The sequence below is a fragment of the Streptomyces sp. BRA346 genome, from assembly GCF_052851135.1.
Map to the genome: position 1 here is coordinate 47,168 of NZ_JAIWIH010000009.1, position 16,924 is coordinate 64,091.

Here is a 16,924-nt window from a genome sequence, read left to right on the forward strand (position 1 = left end):
GGTGAGGACAAGCCGTATCACCATCATGTGGCGTGGAGGAGGAGATGTCGGACGGGCGGCACCGCGTTCTCAGGCTCCTCGCTTCTCCGCTTGCGCACATCGGCTGCTCGTGGTGGCAGCGATGGGGCAGGAGTGGCAGGAGGACTGGGACGCGATCGCTCCCGAGCAGAAGCACCGGCACGTCTCACATCTGTACGGTCTGCACCCAGGCAACCAGATCACCCGGCGGGACACCCCCGAGCTGTTCGCCGCAGCGCGCAAGACCCTGGAGCAGCGCGGTGACGCGGGCACCGGCTGGTCCCCCGCCTGGAAGATCAACTTCTGGGCCGGGCTGGAGGACGGCGCGCGGTGCTACACGTTGCTGACCGATCTGCTCACCCCCGAGCGCACCGCGCCGAATCTCTTCGACCTGCACCCGCCGTTCCAGATCGACGGCAACTTCGGTGCGACATCGGGCGTTTCGGAGTGGCTGCTCCAGTCCCACACGGATGAGGTGCGTCTGCTGCCCGCGCTGCCCCCGGCACTGCTCGACGGCCGGGTGCGCGGTCTGCTGGCACGCGGCGGCTTCGAGGTCGACCTGACGTGGCGCCAGGGCGCGTGGCTGACGGGCACGCTGCGTTCCCGCTCCGGCAACCAGGCGATCGTGCGGTCCGCCACGGATCTGAAGGTGGCCGTCCACGGCCATCGGGTCCGGGCACGGCGCCCGGAGCCGGGGCTGATCGTTTTCGACACGGAGCCCGGAGCGAGGTACCGCCTGAACCCCGCGGACTGAGCGCCTCCCACCACGAACGCGTCAAGCGCCGCCCCGTCCCCGGAGGGCCCGGGACCACGCGCGGGACTTCCCGGCCCGCTGCTCCGGCGGAGCGGCCTGACGGGAGTCCACGAGGAGACCGCTGCGCCGGAGGGAGGAGAGGTAGCCGTCGAGCAGCGTGGCGTCCACGGGCGGGCACGAGTCCCGCCACGCCGGCCAGATCTGGTCGGTGCGGGTGCGCGCGATGTCGGGGAAGACGGTGTCGAAGTACAGCTCCTTGACGCTGTGGTCGGCCTCGTTCGCCGCCGTGACGAAGAGGGGCACGAACGGCGCGATGGGAGCCTCGGGGTTGCGGCGCACATGATCGACGAGAGCGGCGGTCCACTCCGGGTAGCTGACGTCCTCGATGGCGTATCCCGCGGCGCGCATGCGGTCGACCATGTCGCCGAGCCGCGCCGGCCGGGGGTTGGTCAGGTGGACCACTCCCCCGAGATGCGGGAGCCGGGTGGCGATGCCGACGATCGCGTCGGTGACGGTGTCGACGGGCACGAGGTCGAGGGGGAGCGGGACCGCGGGGGCCGACCCCATGTGCGCGATGGCGTCGAAGACCGCGCAGATGGCGGTGGAGGTGTTCCAGGCGCCGGTGCGGCTGTGGCCGGTGATTTCGTAGGGCCGGTGGATGGTGACCGGCAGCCCCGCCTCCGCCGCGTGGCCGAGCATGCGCTCGGCCACCCACTTGGTCTCGGCGTACCCCATGCTGATGAGCTCGGGATGGCTGAGCGGGGTGCTCTCGTCGACATGCCGGACGCCCCCGGCGCCACTTCCGGAGAGCACCGCGGTGGTCGAGACGTAGTGGACGGGAATCCGTCGCCCCGCTGCCAGGTCGATCAGGGAGCGGACGGCTTCCACGTTCGCCTCCCTCAACTGCTGGTAGGGGTAGAGGAAGTTGACGTGGGCGGCGGCGTGCACGATCAGGTCGACGTCGTCCGCCAGGCCGTCGAGGACACCGGGTGCCATGCCCAGCCCGGGGCGGCCGAGTTCGGCCGGCAGCGGGCGGACCCGCCCGGGTTCGCCGAGACGGAGACCGAACCGCTGCATCGTGGCGTGGATCCGCCGCATCGCCTGCGGGCCGTCGGCGGCGCGCACCGGGCAGTGGATGGTCGCGTCGGTGTCCCGGAGCAGCCGTTCGAGCAGGAACGCGCCGACGAATCCGGTGGCCCCGGTGAGCAGAACGTGACGGGCCCGGGTGGGCTGCGGGGCAGCGGCCGGACCGGCGCCGACGTTCAGCTCGATGCGGGCCTCGGCTTCGTAGTCGGGCTGTGTCCGGTCGTCCGGCCCGGGCGGCAGGGTGCCGGTCGCCGCACGGTACGCGGCCAGGGACGGGGCCGCCAGCAGGCGCTGGAGCAGCGGCGCGAAGTGCTCGGCGGTCAGGCCGAGGGCGGCGATGGTGCGGGTGACGGCCTGGGCCGCGAGGAGGGAGTTGCCGCCCTCGGCGAAGAAGTCCGTGCTGTCGGACACCGGTGTGCCGAGCACCTCCGTCCAGATCTCCGCGACGGGGTCGCCCGGCCGGCCGGCGCGCGGCGGCTCCGAGCCGTGGTCCGGGGCGGCGGCCCGGGCGCGCAGCACCGCGTAGTCGGTCTTGCCGTTCCCGGTGAGCGGCATACGTTCCAGCAGGTGAAGGGGGGCGGGTATCGCGTGCGTGGGCAGCCGGCTCGCCAGGTGCGCACGGAGTTCCGCAGGTCCCACCGGCCGGGTGGCGTCCGCGGACGTGACGAACGCGGTGAGCCCCTTGCCGATGCCGTCGTTCCCCCGGACGACCACCGCGGCGTCGGCCACGCCGGGGTGCGTACGCAACAGGGCCTCCACGGCGTCGAGTTCGACGCGGAAGCCGCGGACCTTGACCTGCCGGTCCACCCGGCCGCGGAATTCCAGGAGCCCGTCACTGCCCCGGCGGCCCAGGTCACCGCTGCGGTAGAGACGCTCGCTCTCGCCGGTGTCGTTACGCAGCGTGACGAAGGCCCGGGCGGTCTCCTCGGGCCGGTTGAGGTAGCCCAGGGCCAGCCCCTCCCCGCCGATGCAGATCTCGCCCTCCTCGCCGGGGCCTGCCGGGCTGCCGTCGGCCCGCAGGAGGTGGCAGCTGCTGGCGGCCACCTGCCATCCGATCGGGACCGAGGAGGCATCGGGCGCCACGTGGCCGACGTCGTAGGCACTCACCATGATGCCGCCTTCGGTCGGGCCGTATCCGTTGATCAGATGCCGCGGCCGTCCCGTCGCGCACACCGCCGCCACCAGCCCCGGGTCCATGGCCTCACCGCCGACCAGCACCATGTCCAGGGCGCCGAAGATCCCGGCGTTGGTCCGCACCGAGTGGTGGAACAGGCTGGTGGTCATGAAGGCGTGCGTGATGCGTTCGGCGCGGAGCAGCGAGCCCAGCGCCTCCGTGTCCAGGAGTACGTCCCTGCCCGCCACGACGAGGCAGCCGCCGTTGAGCAGGGTGGCCCACATCTCGAAGAGGGAGCCGTCGAAGGAGAGGCCGAAGGTCTGGAGGACGCGCTTCCCGGAGCCGGGGCACCAGGGAGCGCCGCCCTCCGCCAGCCGGGTCACGGCGCGGTGCGGGAAGAGCACCGGCTTGGGGCGTCCGGTGGTGCCGGAGGTGAAGAGCACGTAGGCGCAGTTCTCGGCCGAACGTTCCGTGAGGGACGGGACGTCCGGGTCGTGGGTACCGGTGGGCCGTGTCCGCACCAGTGCGTCGAACTCCTCCCAGCCCACCGGCTCGTCGCCCGCCGCCGCCACCGGCTCGTGGCCGGGAAGTGCGATGGCCAGTCGTACACCGGCGTCGGTGAGCATCTCCGCGGCTTGGGCCGACGGGTACTGCGCGTCCACCGGGACGCACACCGCGCCGGCCCGCAGGATGCCGACCATGGCGACCGTCGCCTCCCAGGAGCGCGTGCCGAGGACCGCGACGGCGTCCCCGGGGCGTACGGCCCGGCTCAGGAGAGCCTGGGACAGGGACCGTGACCAGTCGTCGAGCTCCTGATACGCATACGTTCTGCCGCCGTCCTGGACCGCCGGAGCGTCGGGTCCGCGCACTGTCTGCCGGGCCAGCAGACCGGGAAGCGAGGCGCTCCGTGGGGGGACGGAAACGGAGCTCTGTCGGCTCTCGCCGGTGGGCGTGTTCGTGTGCATGGTTTTGCTCCACAGAGGGCCGGCCCGAGGCATGGGGGTGCGTCAGGGCACGAGGGGAAGCCGACCGGCGGCCGCGTGGGGCCTGCGGGTCGGGGCCGGTGGTTCGGAGAAGTCGGCAGACGTCAGACGGCAGACGTCAGAGGGAAATCAGCGCGGTCCAGCAGTCCATCGGCGGAGCCGGTATGCCGGAACGTCGCCGATGTGCGTCACCCTGCCGGGCGTAACCCTTCACCCGAACCGGCACTGCGTGCCCTGAATCGGTGGGAAACGTGCTCCGGGTGCTGTTGGTCCGTCAAGGAACTCGACACCCTCCCGTACGGGGGCCGGTGAGGATTCCCGCCACACACGCCCTTCTGCCTTCCTGAGCATCCTTACCCACAACAGCATCAGTTGAAGACACAACTTTGACGTGCCGAAGGCCACAGCCCGGACCGGGCCTCAGCCCTTCGTCCACCGCTTCACGCCGCGCCACCAGGACAGCCAGGACCGGTCGGCGGGAGCAGGGGCGGTCGAGAAGGCGGGCTTGGTCTCGGGCGCTGCCGTGGGGAGCTCGGTACGCAACGCCGCCGGCGGTGTCAGACCGGGTGCCCGCGGCGCCTGGTGGCTGGGAGTGAACTCGACCGGCAGCCCCTTGAGGTGGCGGTACATCAGCGAGGAGGTCCACTCCAGGTCGTCGTTCGGGACGGACAGCCGGAGATCGGGCAAGCGGGTGAGGAGGATGTCGATGGCCGTGTCGGCGATGGCCCGGCCGATGTGCTGGCCGGGGCATTCGTGCGGGCCGCCGCTGAAGGCGAGATGGGAGCGGTTGCCGTGCACGGAGGCGTTCAGATCGGGGCGGATCGCCGGGTCGACGTTCGCGGCGCCGAGACCGAGCAGGAGCATGTCCCCTGCCGCAATGGGCTGTTCGGCGAGCACGGTGTCGCTGGTGGCCCACCGCCCCAGGAGCGTCATCATCGGTGGCTCGTCCCACATCACCTGCTCCATCGCGTCCGGCAGCGTCATGTGCCCGCCGGCCAGGTTCGCGCGGAAGCGGTCGTCGGTGAGCAGCGTCCGCAGGGCGTTCGCGATCAGGTTGACGGTGGTCTCGTTGGCGGCGGTGAGGATGAGCCGCAGATGTTCGCGGATCTCGTCGTCGCTGAGGCCGGAGGGGTGCTCGATCAGCTTGGAGGGGAAGTCGTGACGGGGGTCGGCGCGCTTGCGCTCGACTAGTTGTTGCAGGGTCCGGGTGATGTAGTCGTTGCTCGCCGCCGCGGTGTCCGTACCGGTGAGCGCGTCCTGGACGGCGGCGGCCAGGGCAGGACCGTACTCGTCCGGCATGCCGAAGAGCTGTGTCATGACCCGCAGCGGAAGCTGGGCGGCGAACTGGCTCACCAGGTCGGCCCGTCCGCTGTGCTCGAACCCGTCGACGAGCTGGTGGGTGAAACGGGTGACATGGCGCCGGATACCGCGCGACTCGAAGCGGCCCAGGCTGTCGGTGACCGCGCCGCGCAGCCGCTCGTGCTCCTCGCCGTCGACGAAGACGCACAGCGGCTGCCAGGCCGTGATGGGTGCCAGCGGATGGTCGGCCGTCACCCGCCCCTCGGCCATGTCCCGCCAGTACCGTGAATCACGGGAGAAGACGGTGGGGGTGCGCAGCACATCGAGGTTCTCGCGATGCCCGAGGACCAGCCAGGCGGGCAGGTCGCCGTGGACGAGTACGGGGGCGACGGGACCGTGCGCGGCCCGCAGCTTCTCGTACACACCCATCGGGTCGGCCTGGGCCTCGGCGCCGTACAGGCGGTGCAGTGCGTCCGGAGTCATGCCGTGGGCCGGGCAGCCGGGCGGCGGGGTCGCCGGGCGGTCGGTCGTGGGCTCGGGGGTGTTGGCGGTCACGTGGACTCCGAGGTCGTCGCGAAGGTTCGCAGATAGCGCATCAGGGAAAGCAGCACGTCCCGGCTCGACGGTCGCTCGCGTGCGTCGCACACCACGATCGGCACGCTCTCCGGAAGGTCGAGTGCGCCGCGCACCTCCTCGGTGAGATAGGAGGTCGCGTCGGGGAAGGAATTGACGGCGATCACGAAGGGCACCTCGGCCTCTTCCAGACGCCCGATCACGTCGAAGCTGACTTCCAGACGCCGGGTGTCGACGAGCACGATGGCCCCCAGCGCACCCTCGAACAGTCCGTTCCACAGGAACCAGAAGCGCTGCTGGCCGGGTGTGCCGAAGAGATACAGCACCAGCTCGTCGTTGAGCGTGATCCGGCCGAAGTCCATCGCCACGGTGGTCACGGTCTTGCGCTCCACACCGGCGATGTCGTCGACCCCGGCGCCGGCCTGCGTCATCGTCTCCTCGGTGGTCAGCGGCCTGATCTCGCTCACCGAGCGGACGAAGGTGGTCTTTCCGACGCCGAAACCGCCCACGATGACGATCTTGACCGCGGAGGAGGCCGACGACGGCAGCCGGTCCTCGCGCCGGGGCTCCGTGACCGTGTCAGAGATTCTGGAGACCATCGATAACCGCCTCTATCAGTGCGATGTCGGGACGCGAGGACGAGGCGGGCGCGCGGGCCTCGACCCGTCCGTCGGCCAGCAGATCAGCGAGGAGCACGCTGATCACACTGGTGGGCAGGGTCAGATGAGCGGAGATTTCCGCGACGGACACCGGTGACCGGCACACCCGGAGGATGGCGGCGAGCTCCGGCTGGATGCCCGCCTTCGGCTCCTCCCGGGACACGATCAGGGTGACCAGGTCGAGGTCGGCCTGCTCCGTTGATTCCGCCCGGCCGCCGGTGATGACGTAGAGCCGCTCGGGACCGCCCTCGTCCCAGTCCCGGTCGGATGCGCTCACCGCACGTGCCCGTCGCTCCGCGGCGGGCTGGTGAGATGCGCGCCGATCCGGGCGACGAGGTCACGCATGCACTGGCCGACCAGTCCGGCGTCCACCCCCTCGTCGGCGAGCACCGCCAGATGGGCACCGGCGCCCGCGGCCATCAGGTACATGAAGCCACCGCTGATCTCGATGACGACCATCCGCATCCGCCCGTCGCTGTGCGGGAACTCGGCGGCGACGGCCACGGACAGGCTCTGGAGGCCCGAACCGACCGCGGCGATGCGGTCCGCGGTGTCCATGTCCGTGTCGTACCGGGCCATGCACAGGCCATCCGACGACAGGACCACGATGTGGCGAGTCTGGGGGACGCTCTCCGCGAGATCCTTGAGCATCCAGTCCATGTCCGCGCGCTGCTGCATCGGTTACTCACCCTTGTCTGACGTGTCGCTGTTGGCCCGGGAAGGTGCTGCCCTGGGCTTGTCGGCTGAGAGACCGCTCTGCAATTCGGCCATCCAGACGCCGGGCGCGGGTTCCTCGTGCGCCGTCTGCGCCGGTCCCGGCAGGGGTGTGGTCCGCGTACCGCGCCCGGTCGCCGGACGACGGCGGCGCCGCTGGGGCAGCCCGCTGGCCGTCCGCTCGGCCTCGGCCGGCGTCTCTTCCCCGGTACGGTCGTCCGCGCGCACCGGGGCGGACCGGTCCGCGTCCGTGGCCTCGTGCGGGTCCACTGCCGTACCGGCGTCCGGGTACGCGTCCGGGGACGCGGTGCGCGGTGCGAAATCCTCGGTGGCCGCCCGGGAGGGCGCGCCCTGTGCGGCGGCCGGCCGGTCCGCCGGCCGGGGCCCGGACGAGGCGCCGATACCGTGCGCCCGCCCCGTCGCGGGTGCGGTGGTGAGCAGGCTCTTCGGCACGGTCAGCACCGCGCGCACGCCTCCGTAGGCGGACGGCGGGAGCGCCACCTTGAAGTCGTAGGCCTGCGCGAGGCGGCCGACCACGGCGAGCCCCAACCGCGGCGACTCCCCCAGGTCGTTCAGGTCGATGCCGGCCCGTGCCTCCTTGAGCATCCTCTCGGCCCGCGACCGCGCCTCCTCGCTGAGACCGACACCGCCGTCCTCGACCTCGATGGCGATGCCCATGTGCACCTCCACCGCCGTCAGATGGACGCGGGTCTTGGGCGGCGAGTACCGGCTGGCGTTGTCCAGCAGTTCCGCCAGTGCGTGGATGAGCGGTTCGACGGCGGTACCGACGACGGCGACCTCGGCGACGGTGTGCAGCTCCACCCGCTGGTAGTCGAGGATCCGGGACATGGCGCCACGCAGCACGCTGTAGAGGGGCACCGCCTTGCTCCACTGGCGGCCCGGCCGCGCCCCGCCGAGCACGGCGATGCTGTCGGCCAGCCGGCCGATCAGGGCGGTGCCGTGGTCGAGGCGGAGCAGGTCGGCGAAGAACGCCGGTTCCTGACCGTGCCGGTCTTCCATCTCCCGCAGGTCCGTCGCCTGTTGGTGCACGATGGCCTGGACCCGGCGCGCGATGTTCACCACACCGCGCTGCGCCGAGTCACGCATGCTCTCCTCCGCCTGCACGGCCTCGACGACGGACCGCAGCAGTGCCTGGTGCGCCGCCTGGGACTGCGGGCTGAGCCCCTCGTCCTGGGCGGAGACGGACAGCAGGACGTCCTCGGCGAACTCACCTTCCTGGAGCCGGGCGACAGCCGCCGGCAGATGCTGCTCGGCCAGCCGGATCGTCGCGGCCTCCTGCCGCCGCAAGTCCTGGAGCAGGGCTGCTTCCCGCGTGGCGTGCTCGGCCCGCAGCGCGGCGGCTTCCCGGCCGCGGCGGGCCGCCTCGACCGAGACGAGCGCGACGATCGCCGTGGCGATGACTCCGCACCAGATGGCCGGTGCCCTCCCGCCCGCCGGCGCGATCGTCGCGATGACTGCCGTGGCCACGGCCATCAGGCCAGCGGGAGCCGACCACGCCGCGGCAAGGCCGGTCGAGGGGCCTCCGGGTGACGACGTAGTACGAACCATCAGCATCCTCAATCATCGAGAGAATCCGGAACCAACGGGATACGCGGCAGGTGCGACAATCATCCAACTCATTGCGCGAACCAGCCTATTACCGCGCCAAGTCCACACAATGAGTTCGCCTGCCGAGCCATTCGATTGACACTATATTCACACGTGAGCTCCCATCACACACCGCATCTGACCTGGGCGGCAGACGCCGCGGGTCATGGTGGCGTGCGTCTTGTGGAGATATCTGTGGTGGCGGCCTCCTGCACTGTGTGGCGAATCACGACCCGATGGGGCAATGTGTCCGCTTAGCGGGCGAAGAATTCGCCATCAATTGCCCGGATCGGCGGACGCGCGGTGACCGGAATGAATGCGGGCGACCACGCACCGCCACCGGCGACATCCGCGACGGCGTTCTCTCCGCGAGGGCGCGTCGCCGTCGTCAGGGGACTACGCGGGAAGGTCATCACCGATGTGCTCGATCAGGTGCGCGAGGAAGGCCCGCACCGCCGCGGGCAGCGCGCGCCGCGCCATCGACTGGATCTGCATGCTCCGGCGGCTCAGTTCCGGGTTGCGGATGGGAACGATCGCCAGGCGGTCGGCGGCGAGCCGCCGCCGCACCGTCAGCGGACCGACCAGGGTGACCCCACCGCGTAGCTGCGCGAAACTCTGGAGCGCACCCGAGTAGTTGCTGACGAGCGCGGGCTCGAAGCTCAGCCCTTCCAGCGCCACGCAGACGTCGAAGAGCTGCCGGATCGTGGTCCCCTCGTCCATCAGGGCGAGCGGGTACTCCAGCAGGTCCGCGAGCTCGACGTACTCCCGGTGCGCCAGGGGGTGATCGTCGGGCGTCAGCGCGTAGATCTGCTGCTGCTGCGAATACTCGACCTTGATTCCCCCTTCCGGTCCGAGGCTATAGGTGACGGCCAGGTCCACCGTGCCGTCCGCCACCTGCCGCGTCGCCGCCGCCGGGCCGGTGACGTCCAGCCGGAACCGCACCCCCGGATGCTTTTCCCGAAATGCGGTGATAGCCGTCGGCAGGAAATCGCGCGCGAAACCCTCGGAGCTCGCGAGTTTGACGGTACTGCGGTGCAGGGCCTCGATGCCGTGCACGTCGGCGAGCACCTGCTCGGCCTCGAGCGCGCTGCGCCGGGCGTAGGCGGTGAGGATCTCGCCCGCCTCCGACAGCACCATCCCCCGCGGCTGGCGCTCGAACAGCGGCGCCCCGACCTCCTGCTCCAGCTTCGCGATCTGCCGGCTGATCGCCGACGTGGCCACGTGCAGGCGCTCCGAGGCCTCGCTGATCGAACCGGTGCGCGCGACCTCGAGGAAGTAGCGCAGCGACGTGGGCAGGAGGTGCATTCCGAGAATGTACTCCAGCACGCAGAGCGTCCGCCGTGGGCGGCGGTGGGGAGGCGGCCGACCGCAGCCGTTGCCGCCAGGGCAATACACCTTTCGAAAACGTGCAATTGCCTCCTCTGTCGCCGCCCTACCCCGCTCCGTAAACTCGGCGCACCGGCCGGATGCATTGTAAATTACACGTTTCCCACGTTAAGGGTAATGATGACCCGTGCTGCCGTGATCGATTGCGCTAGCGAATACTACGATTCCGGGGAATTCCTCGCCGACCTCGGCCGCCGGGTCGCGTTCGCGACCGAAAGCCCGGACGGGGCGCGGGCGCGGGTGCTGCGTTCCTACCTCGCCGACGAGCTGGCCCCGGCGCTCACCGGCCGACTGGGCTGCGAGGCGCGCGTCCTCGACAACCCCGCCGGCGACTACCCGCTGCTCGTGGCGACCCGGCACGAGGACGATGAGCTGCCCACGGTGCTGGTCTACGGCCACGGCGACGTCGTCCTCGGCGAGCCGGAGCGATGGCGGCCCGGCCTCGATCCGTGGCAGGTCGTGGTCGAGGGCGACCGCTGGTACGGCCGCGGCACCGCCGACAACAAGGGCCAGCACACCATCAACTTCGCGGCGCTCGAGCGCGTGCTCCGCGTGCGCGGCCGGCTCGGCTTCAACCTCAAGGTGCTGGTCGAGACCGGCGAGGAGTCCGGCTCACCGGGCCTGCGCACGGTCTGCGCCCAGTTGCGGGACGAGCTCGCCGCCGACGTGCTGATCGCGTCCGACGGGCCGCGCGTGGCCGCGGAGCGGCCGACGCTGTTCCTCGGTTCACGCGGCTCCACCCCGTTCACGCTGCGGGTCGACCTGCGCGAGGGCTCGTACCACTCCGGCAACTGGGGCGGTCTGCTGCGCAACCCGGCGACCGTGCTGGCGGGCGCGCTCGCCGGCATCGTCGACGCGCGCGGCCGCATCCTCGTCCCCGGTCTGCGGCCGCGGGAGATCCCCGAGAACGTCCGGGAGGCCTTGCGCGACATCGCGGTCGGCGGCGGACCGGACGATCCGCCCGTCGACGACGGCTGGGGCGAACCCGGTCTCACCCCGGCCGAGCGCCTCGTCGGCTGGAACAGCATCGAGGTGCTCGCGCTCGCCGCCGGGAACCCGGACAGCCCGGTCAACGCCATTCCCGGCAGCGCCCACGCGCACTGCCAGCTCCGGTCCGTGGTCGGCACCGACGTCGACAAGCTCGGCGTCATCCTCCGCAAGCACCTGGACGAGCACGGATTTCCCATGGTCGACGTCGAGGTCGGCCCGACCATGCCGCCGACTCGGACGGATCCGGACGACCCCTGGGTGCGCTGGGCGCTCGGCTCGATCAGCCGCACCACCGGCACGGACCCCGCGCTGCTGCCGAACCTCGGCGGCAGCCTTCCCAACGACGCCTTCGCAGGCGAGCTGGGGTTGTGCACGCTCTGGATCCCGCACTCCTACCCCGCCTGCGCCCAGCACGCCCCGGACGAGCACCTGCTGGCCCCCGTGGCGCGGGAGGGACTGCGCATCATGGCCGGCCTGTTCTGGGACCTCGGCGAGGACTCTCCCGTGAGGAGCCACCCATGACCGCACCCCCACGGACAGTCGCCCCCGAAGCGCCGGTGAAGGTGCACCGCGTCATCGTCGCCGCGTCCATCGGGAACGCCCTGGAATGGTTCGACATCCTCGTCTACGGCTTCTTCGCCGCGACGATCTCGAAACAGTTCTTCCCCACCGCCGACGAGACCGTGTCGCTGCTGCTGACGCTCAGCACGTTCGCGGTGGCCTATGTGGTGCGTCCACTGGGGGCACTCGTGCTCGGCGCGTATGCCGACCGTGCCGGGCGCAAACGTGCGCTCATGGTGTCGATCCGGCTCATGATGGTCGCGACGCTGCTCATCGCGATCATGCCGCCGTACGCGAAGATCGGGCTCGTCGCGCCGATCGCGATCCTGCTCGCCCGGCTCGTCCAGGGCTTCTCCGCGGGCGGGGAGTTCGGCAGCGCCACCGCGTTCCTCGTCGAGCACAGGCCCGAGAAGCGCGGTTTCATGGCCAGCTGGCAGTTCGCGAGCCAGGGGTTCGCGACGCTGCTCGCGTCGGCGTTCGGCACGGTGCTCACGGCCACGCTGTCCGAAGCGCAGCTGGAGTCGTGGGGTTGGCGCATCCCGTTCTTCTTCGGTTTGCTGATCGGCCCGGTCGGCTACTACATCCGGCGTTACGTCGGCGAGGCCGGTGAGTTCGTCAAGACCGCGGATCAGGAGCGCGCGCCGGTGAAGGAGACGTTCCGCACCCAGAAGGACCGCATGCTCCTGGCCATGGGCGCGCTCGCCGTGTCCACCGCGATCAGCTACCTCATCACCTACATGCCCACCTTCGCGGTGAAGGAGCTGGACCTGCCGGCGTCGACCGGATTCGCGTCCACCTTGGTCACCGGAGTCGTGCTGACCGGCCTGACTCCCGTGGTGGGTCACCTGTCGGACCGGTTCGGCCGCACCCGGATCATGCTGATCTTCGCCACGCTGATCCTCGCGCTGGTGTACCCCAGCTTCGCGTTCCTGGTCGCCGCCCCGGGCTTCACGGTGATCCTCGGCGTGATGTTCCTGATCGGCGTGCTGAAGGCCGGCTACTTCGCGCCGCTGCCCGCGATGATGGCGGAGCTGTTCCCCGTCACCAACCGGGCCACCGGCCTGGCGGTGAGCTACAACATCGCCGTGATGCTGTTCGGCGGCACGACGCCGCTGGTGATCGTCTGGCTCGTCGACGCCACCGGCAACAAGCTCGCGCCGACCTTCTACCTGATGTTCCTGGCCGTGCTCAGCCTGTTCTGCGTGGTGTTCGCGCGGCGCAGGCACGGCATTCACTGATCGGAGAAATCACTTGTCCCTCAACGACTTCGACCGCTACCCGCTGCTGTTCGGCCCGTCGCCGGTGCACCGCCTGGAGCGCCTGACCACGCACCTGGGCGGCGCGGAGATCTGGGCCAAGCGCGAGGACTGCAACTCCGGCATCGCCTACGGCGGCAACAAGACCCGCAAGCTGGAGTACCTCGTGGCCGACGCCCTGGCGCAGGGCTGCGACACGCTCGTGTCGATCGGCGGCGTGCAGTCCAACCACACGCGCCAGGTCGCGGCGGTCGCGGCACGGGCGGGGCTCAAGTGCGTGCTGGTCCAGGAAAGCTGGGTCGACTGGCCGGACGCGGTGTACGACAAGGTCGGCAACATCCTGCTGTCCCGGCTCGCCGGAGCGGACGTGCGGCTGGTGAAAGCCGGGTTCGGCATCGGGTTCAAGGAGAGCTGGGAGCAGGCGATCGCGGAGATCGAGGCGGCGGGCGGCAAGCCCTACGCGATCCCCGCCGGCGCCTCGGACCACCGGCTCGGCGGGCTGGGCTTCGCGAACTGGGCGTTCGAGGTGGCGGAGCAGGAAAAGCAGCTCGGGGTCTTCTTCGACACCATCGTGGTGTGCTCGGTCACCGGCAGCACCCAGGCCGGCATGATCGCCGGATTCGCCGCGCTGGGCGGGCGGCCCCGGCGGATCCTCGGCATCGACGCCTCGGCCAAGCCGAAGGAGACCTGGGACCAAGTGGCGCGGATCGCGCGCGCGACCGCGTCGCTCATCGGCCTGGACCGGGAGCTCGCCCACGACGAGATCCTGCTCGACGAGCGCTACCACGCGGGCACCTACGGCATCCCGGACGAGTCCACCATGGACGCGATGCGGCTGGCCGCACGGACCGAGGGCATGGTCACCGACCCGGTGTACGAGGGCAAGTCCATGGCGGGCCTCATCGACCTCGTCGCCCGGGGCGAGATCGCCAAGGACGCCAAGGTGCTCTACGCCCACCTCGGCGGGCAGCCGGCGCTGAACGGCTACAGCGCCCTGTTCGGGTAGACGTCGACCGGCAAGGGGCCGTGAGGTCCGCCCGTCCTCACGGCCGAGGTCATCCTCCATGGGGATGCTCCACACGGTGCGGCCTCAACCGGTGTGCGGCTCCTCCATTGTCCCGTGCCATGGCTCCCCCTCAATATCGTGCGCACCTCGCCCTGCGAGGGATCGGGCTGTCCAGCACGCGAACAGGAGATCCGCATGGCCACGAACCCCTTCACGGCATCGGAGGAGGAGGTGAGTGGCCGTGAAACCTGGCTTGCCCGCCTGGCGTTGCGGTTCACGCGCTTCTCCGAGAAGTGGCTGCCCGACGCTCTCGGCTTCGTCCTGATCGGCACCTTCGTGGTCCTTGCCCTGGGACTCGTCTCGGGGGAAAGTCTGCTCGGCGCGCCGAGCGACCCGGAAGCGACCAGCGGCTTCGGCCTCGTGGACGCGTGGGGCAAAGGATTCTGGTCGCTCATAGAGTTCACCTTGCAGATGGCGATCATCGTCATCGCCGGCTACGCGGTCGCGGTCTCGCCACCGGTCGCCCGCCTCGTCGCGCGGCTCGCTGCCCTGCCGCGAACTCCGCGCGGCGCCATCACGTTCACCGCCGCGGTCGCCATGACCACCTCCTACGTGAACTGGGCCTTCAGCCTCGTCTTCACCGCCATCCTCGCCAAGGAGATCGCCCGCCGACTGCCCGGAGTCGACTACCGCGCCATCGGAGCCATGGCCTTCCTCGGGCTCGGCACGGTGTGGGCCCAGGGCCTGTCGGGATCGGCCGCGCTCCAGGTGGCCAGCGCGGTCTCCAGCCCCACCGCCGTGCAGAAGATCATCGCCGAGGAGCGGGGCAGCGGGGTCATCCCCCTGACCGACACCATCTTCCTCTGGCAGGGCATCGTGGCCACGGTGGTCGTCTTCGCGGTCGCGGTCACCATGGCGTGGTTCCTGGCCCCGTCTCCGGAGCGTGCGATGACCGCGGAACGCCTCGGCATCGATCTCGGTCCCGCGCTCCGCACGAAGAGCCCGAGCTCCCGGCGCAGCCGCCCCGGCGAATGGGTCGAGTTCAGCCCGACCCTCACGATCGCGCTCTTCGTTCTGGGCGTGTGGTATCTCGCCCGCCACTTCGCCCGAGCCGAGGGCGATCCGCTCAATGCCCTCGATCTGAACACCGTCAACCTGATCCTCATCCTGCTGGCCCTCATCCTGCACTGGCGGCCCGTGCACCTCGCCCGCGCCTTCAGGGAGGGGGCACCGGCCGCCTCGGGCGTGTTGCTGCAATTCCCCTTGTACGGCGGCATCTTCGGAATGATCGCTTTCACCGGACTGCACCGGACCATCGCAGACTGGCTGGTGTCGGTGTCGAACGAGCACCTCTACCCGGCCCTCATCGGTGTCTACAGCTGTGTGCTCGGGGTGTTCGTACCCAGCGGCGGTGGCAAGTGGGTGATCGAGGCGCCCTACGTCCTCGGGGCGGCCAACGAACTCCACGTGAACCAGGGATGGATGGTCGTGGTGTACGACCTCGGCGAGGCCAGCGCCAACCTCCTCCAGCCGTTCTGGATGCTTCCCACCCTCGCGATCCTCGGCCTGAAGGCGCGCGACATCATGGGCTACACCTTCGCCATGTTCCTCGCCTTGTTTCCCACGGTGCTCGTCCTCGTGACGTTGCTCGCTCAGACCCTGTCCTTTCCCTGACGGATGCTACGCCGCCACCCATGAACCGGCTCCGCGTGGCAGCGCTACCTCTCGGCGTCCGCGAGCAGTTGGAGAGCGAGCTGCTGGAGCTCCGGGCCCGCCTTCTCCGGGCTGCCGGTGTCGAAGGGCGGATCGGGGTCGTATTCCACGGCGAGCTGCATCGCCTGCGCCACCGTCTCGTCGGACAGGCGGGCGGCGAGGTGCAGGCCCATGTCGATACCGGCGGAGACCCCGGCCGCGGTGATGATCTTCCCTGCTTCGACGGACCGCCCCGGGCCGCGAAGCGGTGGAGGCGATGCGCGCACTGGGCATCGAGCCGGTGCTGGTGACCGGTGACGGGGCCGCCCGGCTCAGGCGATGGCCGAACGGGCGGGCATCGAGAGGGTCCATGCCGGGGTGACCCCGGAGGGAAAGGAAGAGATCGTCACCGCGCTGCGCGCCGAGGGCCGGTGCGTCGCGGTGATCGGCGAGGGGGTCAACGACGCCGCCGCGCCGGCCTCCGCCGACCTGGGCATGGCGATGGGCGGTGGCACGGATGCCGCGATCGGCGCGGCCGACATCACCCTCGTACGGGAGGACATGCTGGCCGTCGTCGACGCCATCCGGCTCACCCGGCGCACGCTGAGCACCATCCGCGCCAACCTCGTCTGGGCCTTCGGCTACAACGTGGTCACCGTTCCGCTGGCCGCGACCGGCTGGCTCAACCCCATGGTCGCGGCCGCGGCCATGTCCGCGAGTTCGGTCCTGGTCGTCACCAACAGCCTGCGGCTGCGGGCCTACGCCCCGGGCGGGCGGCGGACCGGCACACCGCCCGCTCCCCTCGCGTCCCATGACGCAGGGGCCACCGAGCACGGCCGTACGGGCCCTACGGGCAGGAAGAACGACGTCCTCAGCGGCCGATGACCGCACCCCACCGCGGCGCCGCCTGAGAGAGGCGGCGGCCCGGGGAGCGCGGGCGGCACCGCGAGGGACAGTTCGGCAAGCCCGGCACCTGGACACTAATGAACGCGCTGGAGCGCGCCGGTGCACGGATCACCCGCGGGGAGTGGGCCAACGAGCTGCCCAAGCCGGAGTTCGAGGCCCGCTCCAGGGCCCTGCCGAACCGGGCACGCCGGGCAGGCAGCCACGTGCTGTTCACCAGCTGCACGCCCGGAACGACACCGGTGAGCCCACACGTCGCGTGGGCGCAGACATATGAGAACGACGTCGTCATCGACCGGCTCTTCGATCAGTCCCGTTGAGG

Annotated in this window: 13 protein-coding genes and 2 pseudogenes; 7 read left to right on the forward strand and 8 right to left on the reverse strand. The window is 70.7% G+C overall.

What is annotated here, in order from left to right:
• The first annotated feature begins 121 nt into the window (after window positions 1-121).
• A complete protein-coding gene (locus LCH29_RS14460) occupies window positions 122-772 on the forward strand; it encodes a glycosyl hydrolase family 95 catalytic domain-containing protein (protein ID WP_446462223.1) in 651 nt (216 codons plus the stop codon).
• A gap of 21 nt (window positions 773-793) precedes the next feature.
• On the opposite strand, the gene LCH29_RS14465 is transcribed toward LCH29_RS14460, so the two are convergent.
• From LCH29_RS14465 to LCH29_RS14495, 7 genes are all read right to left on the reverse strand, one after another.
• The gene (locus LCH29_RS14465; protein WP_446462128.1) at window positions 794-3,937 is read right to left on the reverse strand and encodes a non-ribosomal peptide synthetase; all 3,144 of its coding nucleotides are present in this window, start codon (window positions 3,935-3,937) and stop codon (window positions 794-796) included.
• A gap of 438 nt (window positions 3,938-4,375) precedes the next feature.
• Window positions 4,376-5,809, reverse strand: a complete 1,434-nt coding sequence (locus LCH29_RS14470) for a cytochrome P450 (RefSeq protein ID WP_446462129.1) — start codon at window positions 5,807-5,809, stop codon at window positions 4,376-4,378.
• Window positions 5,806-6,426 carry a GTP-binding protein gene (locus LCH29_RS14475; protein WP_446462130.1) on the reverse strand — a complete coding sequence of 207 codons (621 nt, stop codon included), beginning with the start codon at window positions 6,424-6,426 and terminating at the stop codon, window positions 5,806-5,808. The genes LCH29_RS14470 and LCH29_RS14475 overlap by 4 nt, the downstream gene beginning before the upstream one ends.
• On the reverse strand, window positions 6,407-6,763 hold the full coding sequence (locus tag LCH29_RS14480) for a DUF742 domain-containing protein (RefSeq protein WP_446462131.1): 357 nt from the start codon (window positions 6,761-6,763) through the stop codon (window positions 6,407-6,409). The genes LCH29_RS14475 and LCH29_RS14480 overlap by 20 nt, the downstream gene beginning before the upstream one ends.
• Window positions 6,760-7,164 carry a roadblock/LC7 domain-containing protein gene (locus LCH29_RS14485; RefSeq protein ID WP_446462132.1) on the reverse strand — a complete coding sequence of 135 codons (405 nt, stop codon included), beginning with the start codon at window positions 7,162-7,164 and terminating at the stop codon, window positions 6,760-6,762. The genes LCH29_RS14480 and LCH29_RS14485 overlap by 4 nt, the downstream gene beginning before the upstream one ends.
• Before the next feature lie 3 nt (window positions 7,165-7,167).
• Window positions 7,168-8,694, reverse strand: coding sequence for an ATP-binding protein (locus LCH29_RS14490; RefSeq protein ID WP_446462133.1), 1,527 nt, complete (start codon window positions 8,692-8,694; stop codon window positions 7,168-7,170).
• Window positions 8,695-9,204: 510 nt separating this feature from the next.
• Window positions 9,205-10,134 (reverse strand): LysR family transcriptional regulator, encoded by a 930-nt coding sequence (locus LCH29_RS14495; RefSeq protein ID WP_446462134.1) that lies wholly within the window; start codon window positions 10,132-10,134, stop codon window positions 9,205-9,207.
• A gap of 180 nt (window positions 10,135-10,314) precedes the next feature.
• Here LCH29_RS14495 and LCH29_RS14500 point away from each other — a divergent pair, with 180 nt between their 5' ends.
• The 4 genes from LCH29_RS14500 to LCH29_RS14515 all read left to right on the forward strand — a co-directional run bounded on the left by LCH29_RS14500 (window position 10,315) and on the right by LCH29_RS14515 (window position 15,681).
• The gene (locus LCH29_RS14500; protein WP_446462224.1) at window positions 10,315-11,706 is read left to right on the forward strand and encodes a M20 family metallopeptidase; all 1,392 of its coding nucleotides are present in this window, start codon (window positions 10,315-10,317) and stop codon (window positions 11,704-11,706) included.
• On the forward strand, window positions 11,703-12,983 hold the full coding sequence (locus LCH29_RS14505) for an MFS transporter (protein ID WP_446462135.1): 1,281 nt from the start codon (window positions 11,703-11,705) through the stop codon (window positions 12,981-12,983). Before LCH29_RS14500 ends, LCH29_RS14505 begins: the two co-directional genes overlap by 4 nt.
• A gap of 13 nt (window positions 12,984-12,996) precedes the next feature.
• On the forward strand, window positions 12,997-14,007 hold the full coding sequence (locus tag LCH29_RS14510; protein ID WP_446462136.1) for a 1-aminocyclopropane-1-carboxylate deaminase: 1,011 nt from the start codon (window positions 12,997-12,999) through the stop codon (window positions 14,005-14,007).
• A gap of 195 nt (window positions 14,008-14,202) precedes the next feature.
• Window positions 14,203-15,681, forward strand: coding sequence for a short-chain fatty acid transporter (locus tag LCH29_RS14515; RefSeq protein ID WP_446462137.1), 1,479 nt, complete (start codon window positions 14,203-14,205; stop codon window positions 15,679-15,681).
• A gap of 44 nt (window positions 15,682-15,725) precedes the next feature.
• Here LCH29_RS14515 and LCH29_RS14520 read toward each other — a convergent pair.
• A pseudogene (locus LCH29_RS14520) lies at window positions 15,726-15,956 on the reverse strand (DJ-1/PfpI family protein); the annotation flags it as partial.
• Window positions 15,957-16,038: 82 nt separating this feature from the next.
• Here LCH29_RS14520 and LCH29_RS14525 point away from each other — a divergent pair.
• Both LCH29_RS14525 and LCH29_RS14530 read left to right on the forward strand, forming a co-directional pair.
• Window positions 16,039-16,584 carry an HAD-IC family P-type ATPase gene (locus tag LCH29_RS14525; protein WP_446462138.1) on the forward strand — a complete coding sequence of 182 codons (546 nt, stop codon included), beginning with the start codon at window positions 16,039-16,041 and terminating at the stop codon, window positions 16,582-16,584.
• Between the two features lie 56 nt (window positions 16,585-16,640).
• A pseudogene (locus LCH29_RS14530) lies at window positions 16,641-16,922 on the forward strand (phospholipase); the annotation flags it as partial.
• Window positions 16,923-16,924: the final 2 nt, after the last annotated feature.

What these genes read in the sequence shown, in the direction of transcription:
- LCH29_RS14485 (WP_446462132.1), bottom strand. Translation starts at nt 7,164, where the DNA reads ATGCAGCAGCGCGCGGACATGGACTGGATGCTCAAGGATCTCGCGGAG.
- LCH29_RS14500 (WP_446462224.1), top strand. Translation starts at nt 10,315, where the DNA reads ATGACCCGTGCTGCCGTGATCGATTGCGCTAGCGAATACTACGATTCC.
- LCH29_RS14490 (WP_446462133.1), bottom strand. Translation starts at nt 8,694, where the DNA reads ATGGCCGTGGCCACGGCAGTCATCGCGACGATCGCGCCGGCGGGCGGG.
- LCH29_RS14515 (WP_446462137.1), top strand. Translation starts at nt 14,203, where the DNA reads ATGGCCACGAACCCCTTCACGGCATCGGAGGAGGAGGTGAGTGGCCGT.
- LCH29_RS14475 (WP_446462130.1), bottom strand. Translation starts at nt 6,426, where the DNA reads ATGGTCTCCAGAATCTCTGACACGGTCACGGAGCCCCGGCGCGAGGAC.
- LCH29_RS14465 (WP_446462128.1), bottom strand. Translation starts at nt 3,937, where the DNA reads ATGCACACGAACACGCCCACCGGCGAGAGCCGACAGAGCTCCGTTTCC.
- LCH29_RS14525 (WP_446462138.1), top strand. Translation starts at nt 16,039, where the DNA reads ATGGCCGAACGGGCGGGCATCGAGAGGGTCCATGCCGGGGTGACCCCG.
- LCH29_RS14505 (WP_446462135.1), top strand. Translation starts at nt 11,703, where the DNA reads ATGACCGCACCCCCACGGACAGTCGCCCCCGAAGCGCCGGTGAAGGTG.
- LCH29_RS14460 (WP_446462223.1), top strand. Translation starts at nt 122, where the DNA reads ATGGGGCAGGAGTGGCAGGAGGACTGGGACGCGATCGCTCCCGAGCAG.